Genomic DNA, 12,552 nt, shown 5'->3' with positions numbered 1-12,552 from the left:
CCGATCGTGCAGTGGGACCACGACCTTGCCGCGTTCATCCCCATGGGCCGCGGCACCGTGAGCGAGGACGGCACCCAGATCGTCACCGATCCCGGCTCGGGCATCACCAAAGCCGGCTGGGGCGGCGCCCCAGCGATTCCGCCACCGGAAACTTGCGGCACCAATCCGCCGCCGCCGGTATGCCGCGGCCGTGACTGCTCGCCCTGCCCGGACTGCTACGTGCAGCAAGGCCAGTGCCGCGTGTGCATGCCGAGCCTCGCGCAGGAAGGTCCTAAGTGCGATAACGATTGGTGCAAGCGCTGCCGCTTCGGGGTATGTAAGGAGCGTTATGCGACTGCTGCCACCAAGCCGGAGATGACGCAAGTCACCGAGATTCCTCATAAAGTGCTGCCTTGGCCCGCGGGATGCGATACGAGCAGAAGTGTGGGTTGTGCCATGGCGTTCCCTCGTCATTTTTCTGGCGGAGCATCTATTAAATTGGAAGCCGAACCCTATTGCGACGGCACTGGCGTCTGGCGTTTCAGGCTGACCAAGCTGGAACATCAGCTAGCGATTTCGGCGCGGCCAACCGGTTCTGGATTCGCATTGTTAACTGATACAGTTATTAACAGTCTTAATAGTTGCAACGATCTCAATGACCTAAAGCGGAGCTTCATTTCCATCGCCACGCGTGATGATCCTAATGATCCCGGCGCAATTTTTGGCTTCACCTACGGCCGCCCCGAAGCAACGCTGGGGCATGAAGTTGTGCATGTTCGCCGGTACATCAAGGGCGCAAACAATGACCGACAAGGGTTGGCTGCACTGGCGCGGGAAATGGACAATTTTACGGTGTCCATGGAGACTTACCCAGCTCCGGACGATGCTATTCGCTCACCGGAACTGCGGTTGAAGTTTGATGAACTACGAACAAAGTATCTTCGTGACGTGATCACGCCGATCAGCAATCGAGAAAATCAGAATCCTCACCCGAACGCCGCCGAATACAACAATCAGTCGTTGGCGAGCGTGGCCAGCTGGATCGCCAAGATCGATGCACGCAGACGAGCCAATCATTGCAACTGAGGAGTGGCTGAATCGTGATCTATTCCATTGCCTTATCAGCGGCCACGGCACTTATGGCTGCTGTTGCGACGCCGACAACGCAAGAATGCATGTGGGAAGCGCCAGGGAGGGCGCGCGTCACCGTCACCTACTACAAGCGCGGCGAACTATATCTGCGGTACAACGACGTGCGCGTCGAAATTCTCGATAGAGATGGCGTTATTGCCGCCTCGCCGGACTCGCGCCACGGCCGGTATTGGTTCATCTTTGCGAGAGATTCAGCGGGTGAGTTGATCGCGGAAGATGACTACGTGCCGCCTGTTGTCAGTTTGTCGCCTAAAGAGTCTAAGGCCAAGACGGCGCTGCCGACTGGTGCGCGGCAGCTTGCAGCAGGAACGGTACTCAATGAGCGTATTAACTGGGATAGCTCGTTGTTGCCAGGCCAGCAGTGGAAAGTAGACGAGCGCTACAGCATTTGCCCAGCCAACGGGCTTTGGGCGCGTGATCGCGACGAAGCGCTGACAGATGTCATTCCGATTTCCATCGCCAAATGTTTGATTCTCGATGCAAGGGTGGTTGTTGGTGCTGATGGGGCCGGTGGGAACTGATGTGGTGCTGTGAGAATGCACAAAGACTCTCTGGGCGATAGCCGCTTGCGAGTGTTCTTCTTTCGCTCGCCGACACGAAATGCTGCCTGATCCACAGTGCTTTCAACCGAGCCGCGCGAAAAATTTGATGACCTTCCGTCCATGTATCTCTACGACGTTCCGTTTTCCGCATGAGACAGGCGTCAAAGAGGTCGTAGCGGTTTCCCCCGGCGCGTGGTGGCAACACAGCTCGATTACAATGACCACAGACTTTTCGGCCTATTGGGCGCGCACCCCATGCCAAGTGAGAGAGCATTGTGATTGTGTTCGCGATTGTGCTGGCGATCGCATCCGCAGCGGAACCCGCTCCGGGCGCCAAGTGCCCGCGCGCGATCCGTGAGGCGTTGGCCAGTCGCGGCCCCTGTATATCGAATGCACGGCATTCGTGCCTCACAGCGGATATGGCAACGGTGGTGGCGACGCGGTTCGCCGGCCCGCGCGACATCGGCCAGGATGCTCGAATCAGGCGTGTTGAGTATTCCTGTTTTGCTGATGGTTGCTTCTGGCGGTTCAACTACGAACCGACCCGTCCGCGACCCGTTGTCGGTAGCAGCTTTTCGATCGTTGTGAACGACACGACCTGTGCGGCAAGACTAATCCCGGGCATGTAGGACCTGCATTGCGGCGAGACGGTTTTCTCACGTCGACGCCGCTGCGGAACAAGCGCTAGCGCGTATTCGCGAAGCGCGGCGCACCCTCTGTCGATGTTGCTCTCACGACGGAATGTCGGTGTGCAGCACTGGGCGCTAAACGCTGGATTTTGCAGGTAACCGTCTGGCGGACGCTCACGTTTCAGCCGGGTTGAAGTGGTCGCCCGTTCGTGCCGGCAGCGGAGTAGCTCTACTGCGGGAGTGCTTCCAGGCGAGCCTTGGCTTGTCGTTTACCGAGGTTGCGCAGAGCAACCAGTTTCTGCGCCTGCTGAGCGTGGGGCTCGTTCTTACCTTGTTCCCAGTTGTAGATGGATTTGAACCGCGTAGCCCAACAATCCCGCTTGTATGGGGCAGACCCACAAGTTGAGGTAGCTGCCAGCGGGCCAGGCGTCGATTCCGGTCCCGTTCCGCTTGACCAGTGCGTCGAGCTTGAGGGTTGCCTCGTCGTCGTTCTCATCGTAGGGATAGGGGCCATCTACGGCGGTTCGGGTGATTCCGGTGGTCTCGTTCCCGTCGGGGTCTCGGTTGGCCAGGACGAATTCGATCATGGCGTCCGAGGCATAGGGCGCGAACGGTGCTGGGACATGAACGATGTCGGCGTTGCGTTTGCGGAAGTCTTCGTTGAGCACGCGGATCTGGCTGTCGATCTGGGCGTCGCTCACGTTCTCGGTCGCGGTGCTGTAGAGCACATGGACTACCACCGGAATGGTGGTGACGCGGGGTGTGGGGGTGGTGTTCAGCCGTGCCGCTTGCAACTCGACCGTTCGCCGTTCGTCGCGATACTGCTCCGACATCGCGGCCAACTGAAAATGATGCGGCATGGTTCCACAAATTCTGGACATAGCCCGGGCTCCTCACACAAAGGGTTTGACGGCTTAGGCAAGCGGGGTTGCTGGATCGAAGTAGATAAGCCGAATCATGGGCAAGGCGTCGCGGGCAACCGTGGATCGGTAGCGGTTCGAACAGCGCTGAACCGGTCGGGTGCGCAGAGCCGATGAGCATCAAGTGCTGGAACAAAGCCGAACCTCCCATCGCTGGTCGAAAACACTGAGGATGCAAGGGCGCTGGACCGAAGGCAGTCCCTCTGTTGCGGATGGACCTCGCACGCGGCCGCATGCAGATTCCTGGCTCCGAAGGTCAGGAGTGGCTTGATTCGTCCGCCAGCGTTGCGGGTTTCATGGCTCCGTGTGTCCGCGGCCTTGGAGCAGGACAGTTGCTGCCAGGCGCTGGAGCTGAACGCTGCCGCAGTTCTAGTTGCCCACAATCATCCGAGCGGCGTTGCTGTGCCTTCTGCTTCGGACCGGCTCGTCACGGAACAGCTGAAGAACGCCTTTGAGCTCATCTGTGGGAGGCTGCGGGACCATTTGATCGTCGGTGGGGGGAACTTTCGTTTCCCTGGCCGAACGCGGGCCGATCTAGCCCGCAGGCGAGGCGTCTCCGGGTGCCCAGTCTTTTCGCTGCTGCGACCCCTGCGCGTCGTGAACCTTTGCCTGAGGCATGACCCGAGTACATCAACGGCCTCCCGCCGGGCGGCATGTGCGGCCCGACGTGGTCGGGTTGCCGGTTGAGCATCGCCCGCGTCCGGCTGCTGCGAGCCCGTCGCGCAGAGCGTTTGGAGCCGAAAAAACTGCCTTGGATCAGAACGAGTTGCGGCGAGTTTACGCAGCCGTTATGGCGCGGAGCCTTCTGGGAATGGAGGGTTTACACGGTGCGGTGTGACACTGTGCGGGCACCTGTCCGGGTTCAACGCACATGAACAGTTTTGCTCTTTTCTTCTGGGTACTTGCAGGAATGCTGGGCTACACGATGCTCATCCTCCGGATCCTGTGCCGTGGCCGCATAACGACCGGTACGCGGGCGAGCACCGTACACCCACGCGGTTGTTCATCGCGTGTCCGTGCGTCTGACCCCGAAATGATGCTCACGCTCCGCTCGTTGGGGTACGGTGTCGATGTAACAGCGTGCGGTTCGTCAAGCGTCGGCTGTGGCGTCGGCTGTGGCGTTGGCTGCACCCTCCGCGTTCTTCGCTTCCGCCCGACAACGGTCAGCACTCCAAGGATTTCCAGCGCATGAGCGTAACGCCCGCAACCGCCGCCGCCGGACCTGACCGCTTCCGCGCTGGCCTTCTCATCGCCGCCATCGGCATCGTTTTCGGAGACATTGCTACAAGTCCACTCTACGCGATGCAGGAGGCGTTCGGCGTACACGGCGTGCGCCCGACGCCCGAAAACGTGCTGGGCGTGCTGTCGTTGGTGTTCTGGTCGCTGATCGGTGTGGTGTCGCTGAAGTATGTGTTCTTCATCATGCGCGCCGACAACAAGGGTGAGGGCGGCATCATGGCGCTGCTCGCCCTCGCCCAACGCGCCGTGCGCGGCGACCGTCGTTCGTCCCGGTTGATCGTGGCCCTGGGGCTCGCCGGTGCGGCGCTGTTCTTTGGGGACGGCGTGATCACTCCGGCGATTTCCGTCCTGTCCGCCGTCGAGGGCGTGGGCGTTGCCGCGCCTTCGCTCAAGGACTACATCGTGCCCATCACGGTCGGCATCCTGATTGGCTTGTTCCTGTTCCAGCGCCACGGCACGGCGGTGGTGGGAAAAATCTTCGGGCCCGTCATGCTGGTCTGGCTCATCAGCATCGGGCTGCTCGGTGGCTTCACCCTGGCCTCGAACCTCGACGTGCTGGCGGCGTTGAATCCCGTCCATGCTGTCGAGTTCATGGCACGCAACGGTTTCCGGGGGTTCGCCACCCTGGGTGCCGTGGTGCTCGTGCTGACCGGTGCTGAAGCCCTTTACGCGGACATGGGGCATTTCGGTCCCAAGCCGATTCGCCTCAGCTGGTCGTTGGTCGTGCTTCCCGCTTTGTTGCTGAACTACTTCGGGCAGGGGGCGTTGCTGATCGGGAACCCGGAGAGCGCCAGCAATCCGTTCTACCTGATGGTCCCGCGGGATTTGCTCTACCCGATGATCGGCTTGGCGGCGGCCGCCACGGTCATCGCTTCGCAGGCCATCATTTCCGGCGTTTATTCGATGACCCGTGAAGCGATTCATCTGGGCTACCTGCCGCGCATGCGGGTCGTCCACACGTCCGAGGAAACCCGCGGCCAGGTCTACCTGCCGGGCATCAACGCATTCCTGTTCGTCATGGTTATGGCGGCCGTCGTTGGCTTCGGATCGGCAGCGCGTCTGGCAGCGGCCTTCGGCATTGCGGTCAGCGGCACGATGCTGATCACAACCGTGTTGGCACTGGTGGTGGCGCACCGGGTGTGGCGTTGGCGTCTGCCCGCCGTCCTCGCGTTGGGCGTGGTCATGCTGACGGTGGACCTTGCCTTTCTCGGCGCCAATCTGCTCAAGTTCAAGGACGGCGGCTGGTTCCCGGTGGTCCTCGGGATCGCGATCCTCATCGTCATGACGACGTGGCGCCGCGGCCGGCAGCTTCTGCAGCAGCAAATCCGCAAGACCGATCTGCCGTTAGCAGATTTCGTCGCGAGCATGGCGGCGCATCCGCCGCACCGCGTGCAGGGTACGGCCGTGTTCCTCACCAGCGATCTGGCCGGTGTGCCGCATGCCTTGCTGCACAACCTCAAGCACAACCAAGTGCTGCACGAGCGCAACGTGATCGTGAACGTGGAGACGCTCGACACCCCGGAATCCGAACCGTCGGAACGTTACGGCGTGGTCGTGCTGGGTCCAGCGTTCTACACCGTCTCGCTGCGGTTTGGTTTTGCCGAAGACGCTGACGTGCCGACAGCGTTGGAAGGACTGCGGCTGGCGGGCGAGGACTTCGACTGCATGCGCACGACGTTCTTCCTGAGCCGTGAAACCATCGTCGCGACCGACCGGCCGGGCATGTCGCTTTGGCGGGACAAGCTCTTTGTTTATCTGGCGCGCAACGCGCTGCCGGCTACCGCGCATTTCCAGATTCCGGGCAACCGCTTGGTGGAGCTGGGGACTCGGATCGAAATCTAGCCGCAACACGTTTGAGTGCCGCAGACTTCTGTGGCGCAGGTCGATTGGGCCGCGCGCTACGTTGCTGCTCGTCCGGTTACGGTTACTGCAGGCCGTTGCGGAAGATCCGGTCGGGCAGGGGGCCTGAGATGTTGCTGATGCGCACCGATACGAGGCTGCCGCGGCCCGAGTCGGAGGACCGCACGAACGTGCCGGCGAACAGCGGTCGGCCGCGTGCGTCCAGGTGCAGCTTGCCTGCAGCATTGGGGCCGAAGTCGCCAAACTCGCCGGCGCCGGCAAAGCACAAGCCGCTGGCGTCTGGCAGGCAGAAGAAGGTGTAGCCGTAGGTCGTATCGGGGCTGAGGCTAGCGGTGAATCGTTGGGCGAGGAACAGGTTGGGGCCGGCTCCGATGTCGCCAACAGCGATCACTCGCGTCCCGCTACCGTCGGCGAAGCGAACGCCGGTGAAGCGGGCGTTGCTGTCAAAGCCGACTTCGAGTCGTTCGCTCGTCTGTACGCCGGCGCCGGTGAAACGCGCAATCGCCGCGCGGCGCGTCGAACCGTCTTCCGCGTACGTGGCGCCAGCGATCACGATGTCGTTGTTGCTCGCCACATCGACGTCGAGGATTTCGTCCGTATGGCTGGTCAGCGTGCCGAAGTAATACACGCGCTTGCCCGTGTTGACGCCGCTGTAGCCCGCATTGAAGTTGCAGTTGGTGTTGCAGAAGCCGGTGTCGAGCGAACCGTCCTTGTTGAGCTGCGCCATGACGGGGCGGCGACGCGCGATAACGCTGTCGAGCGCGGTGCCGCCGAGCACGATCTTTCCGTCGTTGCGCACGGTCACGGCGTAAGCCTGATCCAGCCGCGAATCCGGCCCCAGGTCGAAGAACACCAGGTTTTTGCCATCGCTGCTGAAACTCGTGTCGAGGCTGCCGTCGCTGGCGCGCAAGCGCGCAACGGCAAAGTCCGAGTCGCCGGGCGAGGCACGCTCCGCTGATCCGGCCACGAGGATGTTGTCGTCGGCGTCGACGGCCACAGCCAACGGGTTATCGAAGTTGCTGCCGCCCCCACCAAAGTCAACGTAGGTGTTGCCGTCGCCAGCGAGGCTCGTGTCGTCACTGCCGTCGGCCTTGAAACGCACCACGCCGAACTCGCCACCGTTGGAGCCGGCGCCCTGATACCTGCCAACCACGATGATGCGGCCGCGGCTATCGACCGTGGCCGCTGCAATGGTGTCCAGCGCCGTCGACTTGAGGCGCGTGGAGCCGATACGGGCTCCGCTGGCGTTCCAGCGGTCGATGCCGATGCAGACGACATCGTTGCAGACGCCGGATTGGAACGGCCAGGCGAAGACCAGGGTCTGGTCGCCGTTGGGCTGCGGCAGCAGCGCGATGGCGGTGAAGCTGACGAGGCCGCTGCTGGTGAAGAAAAACCCGGGCTCGACCTGCTCCGCGGCGCGCGCGTGTCCTACCGCACCGAACAGGACGGCGATGGCGAGAAGGAAAGCATGGCGCATGGCAGCACTCCGCCGGGGAAGGTCAGCAAGGAAATACGCAAGCCGGCTGCGGGCCATGACAGAAGCTGTTTCGGGGGCAGTGGCGGCTGCCAGCGTTCAACCCGTGCAGACCGTGGATCCCGAACGCAGGACCAACGTCGTTGGCTGCGTTGCCACACGGCGTTGGCCCCGCACCTTCTGGCTTATCGACTCAGGCAGCGTCCGCAGCAGCGAAGGCTGGCGCGCGCGTAGCTTCGCGGCACCCCGATCTCCCAGAGCGGCTCCGTGGTCCCCGAGCCGGCGGACCTTTGCAACGATCTCTGGGTGGTTGTCGGCGTACCAGAGCGTCGACTGGCCGACGCCGTCGCCATCCCCTTGAAACGTGGGAATCACCACGCTTCGTGGTAGGTCGATGATGCGCGCCTTGCGGGCCTCGGTCCGGAACATGGCTCGAACCTTGAAGTTACTGTGGTTGATCTCAAACCGTTCGTTTCGGATCGTGGCGTTTTCGTAGTAGCCGACCATCTTCAGCACGTCGGCGCCCGGATCCCGCGCGATGAACACGACCAGGACGCCACTCATCTCTTTGGCCCCCGGCGGGAGCCCCAAGACACTTCAGACTGATGTTTTTCCCCAGAGGTGCATACCCGTAGACCTACCCGACCAACGGTTTGAAGTTCCACTCTTCGTGCCCGTCTCGTTTCTTCGGACCTTTCGAACGGAATTAGCAGAAGTTGCCGTGTTGAAGCGGGTCGCTCGGCTTGTCGCTCCGGTACCGCTTCATCCAAGCGATGTTCACGAACAAGATCGTCGCTTCCATCGAGAGCTCCATGTTGGGCGTTGTCGGCAAGGCGGCATTCTGTGGCAGGAGTTGGTCAGGTGTCGCAGCGAGCTAGTTGATAAGGGTGTTGCGGGCGGTGGCCGAGGATCAATTTTTTCTGCCGCTGCGCGGACGTTCCTTTAGGCGCAGTGGAACGACGGTATTTCGTAGAAAAATGGATTCGATCGGTCGCAGTCGCTTCGGTAGGCGAGACTTACGGTGACGAAACCGCAGCAATCAGTCGGGGTCGAATCCATCCATGAAGATCGAGTCCCGGAACACCTCGGTTATCAGCCCCGAGAAACCAGCAGGCGTGCGCAGGGGCGGTGCGTCCGTCTTGTCGCAGTTCAAGACGTGGATCACGGTGGCGTCGGCTCGACCTCTTATGGGCCAATCCACCTCAATGGCGGCAAACGTCGGGAGGCTGACCGACGGGAGCTGACCAGAAACCTCGCGCAGGGTGATGGCCGAGAAGCCGCGCGACGGCAGGGTTTCGATGTTCACCTCCTGACCCGGCGCGTAGGCGGCGCTGGTGCCTTCGACCAGATACAGCCGGGTGCGGCAACGCAGCGACGCGCCCGTTGCGGCGGTGAACTGGAGACCCATAGCTCCTTCGGCTCGCACCACGTCGCCGTTCCTCAGCCCGTTCTGCCGTCCCTGCAGCACCTGACTGTGGCTGACGACCCAGGGCGTGGGTCCGGACGGGTTCACGTCGTAGTCCACGTCCTGGCTGGATTGCTGCGCAGCCGCGAACGCCGGAAACAGGCGGCCGTCGGCGGAGAAGCGCAGCATGCTGACCCGGTTGGTGAACGCCTGCACGAAATAACCGCTGCCGACAGCATCGCCCAGGGCATACGCGAGCGAACGCGCACGCACGGGCAGAGTGCCCGCGTCGTTGGTGTAGGAAAGCATGCCGAACAGCGAGAGCTTCACCAGAACGTCGGTCACGTTCTCGCGCGGAGCCAGCCAAGAGCGCCGCGTCCAGTCGCCGGCCTGCGTCTCAACGACCAGCATATGGCCGGCCATGGTGTTGGTCGTGTTGTAGAGCGCGGCGAACTGACCGTGGACCTGGAGCAGGTCGCCGGACTGTGCGTTCATCCCGACCTCGGCACCGACTTGCGCGAACTCACTCCAACTGCAGCCTGGGCAGGGTTCGATCAAAAGGTTGGTGCCTAGCGCGCCGTTGCGGCCCATCTGAGCGAGCGCTCTGCTGTTGGCATCCGGCTGTGCGGTGACCCGAAAGATTTCCAGCGATAGGTGCCCGTCGTAGATCTGATCCTCCACGACGACCGTTTGTGCGACTGCCGTCTGACGCGCCTGCAACGAGAACCGATACCTGCCGGCGGTGTTGACCTCCAGCATGCCGGCGACGTTCAGCGGCATATGGTGGTTCTCGCGCCGGATGACGTGCTGGCGCACGTAGGGTGAAAAACGCGTGGTCGTTCCTGCAGGGCCGATACGATAGGAAAGGAGCGCATAGACGGGCGCCGCCACGCAGTCCGGAACGCTAAGCGCGCAATTCTCTTCAGTGACCTGTAAGTGGCCGTAGGCACGCACGACATCCCCGGGGAGCAAGTCCAGATCCACGGTCTCCGTACCACCGACCGTTCGGCGCGTCACCTGGGAGATTTCGTAGACCGGCGCGTAGTCAGGGCCCAAAGGGCTGCTACCGGCTACGGGCGTCGTGCTGCTGGCCGACGCCCACATCCAGGTCGCGGCGTGGCTGGCTTGTGGTAGGCCGGCAACCAAGCAAAGTAATGTGAGAAACAGTTTCATGAGGCGTCCTTGTGAACGTTTCTCGGTAAAGCACATTTTATGGAATGACCATTGTTCCACTGGTGTCAAGGCTGCCAAGCTCCCACGCAGGTCGATTCTTGGTGTGCGTTGGCGCGCGACCACGGCCCGCCGTCGATACTGTGGGCCGGTGTCTTTCAGGTCCCTGCGCGGGCCAGAAGGCGCCGTCGTTCTTTTCGTGAGATCGTTGGATCGGCACGATCCGCTCCCCTACGGACAGCTCGTCCCCGACACGCGCGTCAGCTGTTCCAGATTCATGGCCCCGTTAGCCGTGAAGTTCGGGTCCGATGACGACCACTCGACGCGAGCGTGCGCGCAGTCCTGGAACGTGAAGCTCAGCCGGCCCCACGGCAGCACCGTCGTCGCGGCGCTGTTGAAGTTCGGTGGGAACCGGCCGCCCAGGCGGCGGGCGGCATCGACGACGAAGCGGTTGCCTTGGAAGGAACCGGCACCGCTGATCCAGACCGTGTTGCCGGCGTTGTCGAACGTGAACCAGAAGACCGTCATGAGTGAGGGCGGCGTGCCGATCACCTCGAACTGGAAGCCGTGGCCACCTTCGTTCGGGTTGAACCAGTTGCCCGAGATGCCTGGGCCGATCGCAAAGGCGTTCGCCACCGTACATTGGCCGTTGGTCAGAACCTGTCCGGTGGGGCACGCGCAAGCGGTTCCGTTCCAGGTTTGGCCGCCGGTGCAGGTGGGCGTCGTCGTGCGGCACTGCCCGTTGACGAGGGTCTGACCAGCCGGGCATGAGCAGACGGTGCCGTTCCAGACTTGGCCGCCGGTGCAGGTGGATGCCGGAGTCTGGCATTGACCGTTGACCAGCGTCTGGCCGACCGGGCAGGCGCAGGCGGCGCCGTTCCATACCTGACCGCCGGAGCAGGTCGGAGTGGGTACGCGGCACTGGCCGTTGACGAACGACTGCCCGGTCGGGCACACGCAGGCTGTGCCGTTCCAGTAGCGGCCGCCTGTGCAAGTGGGAGTCTGGCTGACGCCGCAGGACGAACACGAGCACGTCGGGCTGACTGTGCCGTCGCGGCACAGGATCCGGCCGCTCGATGAGCAGGTTGAGCTGATGCCGCCGTGGCTGGAGCAGCAGCCGGGGCAGGCGTTCGGCTGTTCCATCGCTTTGGCGTCGCCCACGATCGCGGCGTGCCAGTCGATGGGGCCGCCCTGGGCCAACGCGGGGAAAGCGCCCGCCAGCATGAAGAGGAGGGCGAGGAGTGGAGCAAACCGTGGGTGCATGGGAAGCCTGCCGGGAACGCGGTAGCCGAAAAGCAGTATCTGCCGTTGGCGGGCGCGATCTCTCACCCTGCACGGACGGCGAAGCTGGGAGAAACGCCGGCCCGACGCCGGCGCGCATGGACCTCAACCGCAGAAGACAGGTCCCGGTTCGACGATGACACCGATCATTTCGTGCGGTACCTGCAGCGCGGTTCGGAGGCAGGCTTTCACGGCACGCTGAACGACGTGTTCGCGGAGCGTCGTACCTATTCGGCCTACCTGCGCGATTCGTTCCAGGAATTCGCGGCGGGATCGCGCGCCACGGTCGTTCACGACGAGGCCGTGACGCTCCACGCCGGTGAGGATGGTCTGACGCTAGCCTCGCGGTCTTTCCGAAGCGTGCCGTCCGACATCGTGGTGCTCGCGCTGGGTAACTGGCCGTGAACGAGCCTGGCCGGCATGGCGGGGGATGCCCCGCCGGATCGCCTATTCCTCGGCTGGGACTACGACGCGACGGCGGCGATCACGGCCGACGAGACCGTGTGCATCGTCGGCACCGGGTTGAGCATGGTCGATGCCGTGCTCACCCTGGCGGCCAACGGGCACCGCGGACCGATTCAGGTCGTATCCCGTCATGCGTTGATGCCGTTGCCGCATACGAGGCAGGGCCATGTCGATCTCGGCCTGTCCGCCTTCGAACGGCTGCCGTTAGCTCCTCGTCGGCGAGCTGAGAACTCGCCTCGCATTGCTGACAGCCGATGCGAACGTAGCCAACATCTGGCGACTTGTTGACGCGACTCTGTGGGCCGGTTGCGAGTTTGGCCAACGGACCATCCGCTACCAGGGCAGCCCCAAGAACTCGAGGAAACAGGTGGGACCTAGCAAGCTTCGGCACATTTGCTAGGCACAGTCAGCAGGTGGGCATAGGGGTCGATTTTCT

Annotated in this window: 11 protein-coding genes; 6 read left to right on the top strand and 5 right to left on the bottom strand. The window is 62.8% G+C overall.

The window, feature by feature from the left end:
* Positions 1 to 1,065, top strand: a 1,065-nt coding sequence (locus DFR29_RS29510) for a hypothetical protein (protein WP_166654397.1), incomplete at its 5' end; no start/stop codon positions are given.
* Between the two features lie 14 nt (positions 1,066 to 1,079).
* Positions 1,080 to 1,652 carry a hypothetical protein gene (locus tag DFR29_RS27735; protein ID WP_133821896.1) on the top strand — a complete coding sequence of 191 codons (573 nt, stop codon included), beginning with the start codon at positions 1,080 to 1,082 and terminating at the stop codon, positions 1,650 to 1,652.
* A 976-nt stretch (positions 1,653 to 2,628) separates the two neighbouring features.
* On the opposite strand, the gene DFR29_RS27730 is transcribed toward DFR29_RS27735, so the two are convergent.
* Positions 2,629 to 3,183, bottom strand: a complete 555-nt coding sequence (locus DFR29_RS27730; protein WP_133821895.1) for a zinc metalloprotease — start codon at positions 3,181 to 3,183, stop codon at positions 2,629 to 2,631.
* Between the two features lie 345 nt (positions 3,184 to 3,528).
* Here DFR29_RS27730 and DFR29_RS27725 point away from each other — a divergent pair, with 345 nt between their 5' ends.
* Positions 3,529 to 3,909: a JAB domain-containing protein gene (locus DFR29_RS27725; RefSeq protein ID WP_243746201.1), complete on the top strand. Its 381-nt coding sequence runs from the start codon at positions 3,529 to 3,531 to the stop codon at positions 3,907 to 3,909.
* A gap of 501 nt (positions 3,910 to 4,410) precedes the next feature.
* Complete coding sequence (locus DFR29_RS27720) at positions 4,411 to 6,303, top strand: potassium transporter Kup (protein WP_133821894.1); 1,893 nt, start codon at positions 4,411 to 4,413, stop codon at positions 6,301 to 6,303.
* 82 nt (positions 6,304 to 6,385) lie between these two features.
* On the opposite strand, the gene DFR29_RS27715 is transcribed toward DFR29_RS27720, so the two are convergent.
* The 4 genes from DFR29_RS27715 to DFR29_RS27700 form a co-directional block, all read right to left on the bottom strand.
* Positions 6,386 to 7,798 (bottom strand): delta-60 repeat domain-containing protein, encoded by a 1,413-nt coding sequence (locus DFR29_RS27715; protein ID WP_166654396.1) that lies wholly within the window; start codon positions 7,796 to 7,798, stop codon positions 6,386 to 6,388.
* Positions 7,799 to 7,894: 96 nt separating this feature from the next.
* Positions 7,895 to 8,359 (bottom strand): hypothetical protein, encoded by a 465-nt coding sequence (locus DFR29_RS27710; protein WP_133821892.1) that lies wholly within the window; start codon positions 8,357 to 8,359, stop codon positions 7,895 to 7,897.
* A 475-nt stretch (positions 8,360 to 8,834) separates the two neighbouring features.
* Positions 8,835 to 10,373 (bottom strand): hypothetical protein, encoded by a 1,539-nt coding sequence (locus DFR29_RS27705; protein ID WP_133821891.1) that lies wholly within the window; start codon positions 10,371 to 10,373, stop codon positions 8,835 to 8,837.
* Positions 10,374 to 10,601: 228 nt separating this feature from the next.
* Positions 10,602 to 11,633 carry an EB domain-containing protein gene (locus tag DFR29_RS27700; protein ID WP_166654395.1) on the bottom strand — a complete coding sequence of 344 codons (1,032 nt, stop codon included), beginning with the start codon at positions 11,631 to 11,633 and terminating at the stop codon, positions 10,602 to 10,604.
* 45 nt (positions 11,634 to 11,678) lie between these two features.
* On the opposite strand from DFR29_RS27700, the gene DFR29_RS29505 reads away from it, so the two are divergent.
* Both DFR29_RS29505 and DFR29_RS29830 read left to right on the top strand, forming a co-directional pair.
* On the top strand, positions 11,679 to 12,056 hold the full coding sequence (locus DFR29_RS29505) for an FAD/NAD(P)-binding protein (protein ID WP_166654394.1): 378 nt from the start codon (positions 11,679 to 11,681) through the stop codon (positions 12,054 to 12,056).
* Between the two features lie 15 nt (positions 12,057 to 12,071).
* On the top strand, positions 12,072 to 12,404 hold the full coding sequence (locus DFR29_RS29830; protein ID WP_208113758.1) for a hypothetical protein: 333 nt from the start codon (positions 12,072 to 12,074) through the stop codon (positions 12,402 to 12,404).
* Positions 12,405 to 12,552: the final 148 nt, after the last annotated feature.

The organism is Tahibacter aquaticus (assembly GCF_004363655.1).
Classification (GTDB): Bacteria; Pseudomonadota; Gammaproteobacteria; order Xanthomonadales; family Rhodanobacteraceae; genus Tahibacter; species Tahibacter aquaticus.
This window is presented reverse-complemented; position numbering and strand designations above follow the sequence as displayed.

Coding starts and splice junctions, on each gene's coding strand:
- DFR29_RS27730 (WP_133821895.1), bottom strand. CDS start 3,183: ATGTCCAGAATTTGTGGAACCATGCCGCATCATTTTCAGTTGGCCGCG.
- DFR29_RS27720 (WP_133821894.1), top strand. CDS start 4,411: ATGAGCGTAACGCCCGCAACCGCCGCCGCCGGACCTGACCGCTTCCGC.
- DFR29_RS27715 (WP_166654396.1), bottom strand. CDS start 7,798: ATGCGCCATGCTTTCCTTCTCGCCATCGCCGTCCTGTTCGGTGCGGTA.
- DFR29_RS27710 (WP_133821892.1), bottom strand. CDS start 8,359: ATGAGTGGCGTCCTGGTCGTGTTCATCGCGCGGGATCCGGGCGCCGAC.
- DFR29_RS27705 (WP_133821891.1), bottom strand. CDS start 10,373: ATGAAACTGTTTCTCACATTACTTTGCTTGGTTGCCGGCCTACCACAA.
- DFR29_RS27700 (WP_166654395.1), bottom strand. CDS start 11,633: ATGCACCCACGGTTTGCTCCACTCCTCGCCCTCCTCTTCATGCTGGCG.
- DFR29_RS29830 (WP_208113758.1), top strand. CDS start 12,072: ATGGCGGGGGATGCCCCGCCGGATCGCCTATTCCTCGGCTGGGACTAC.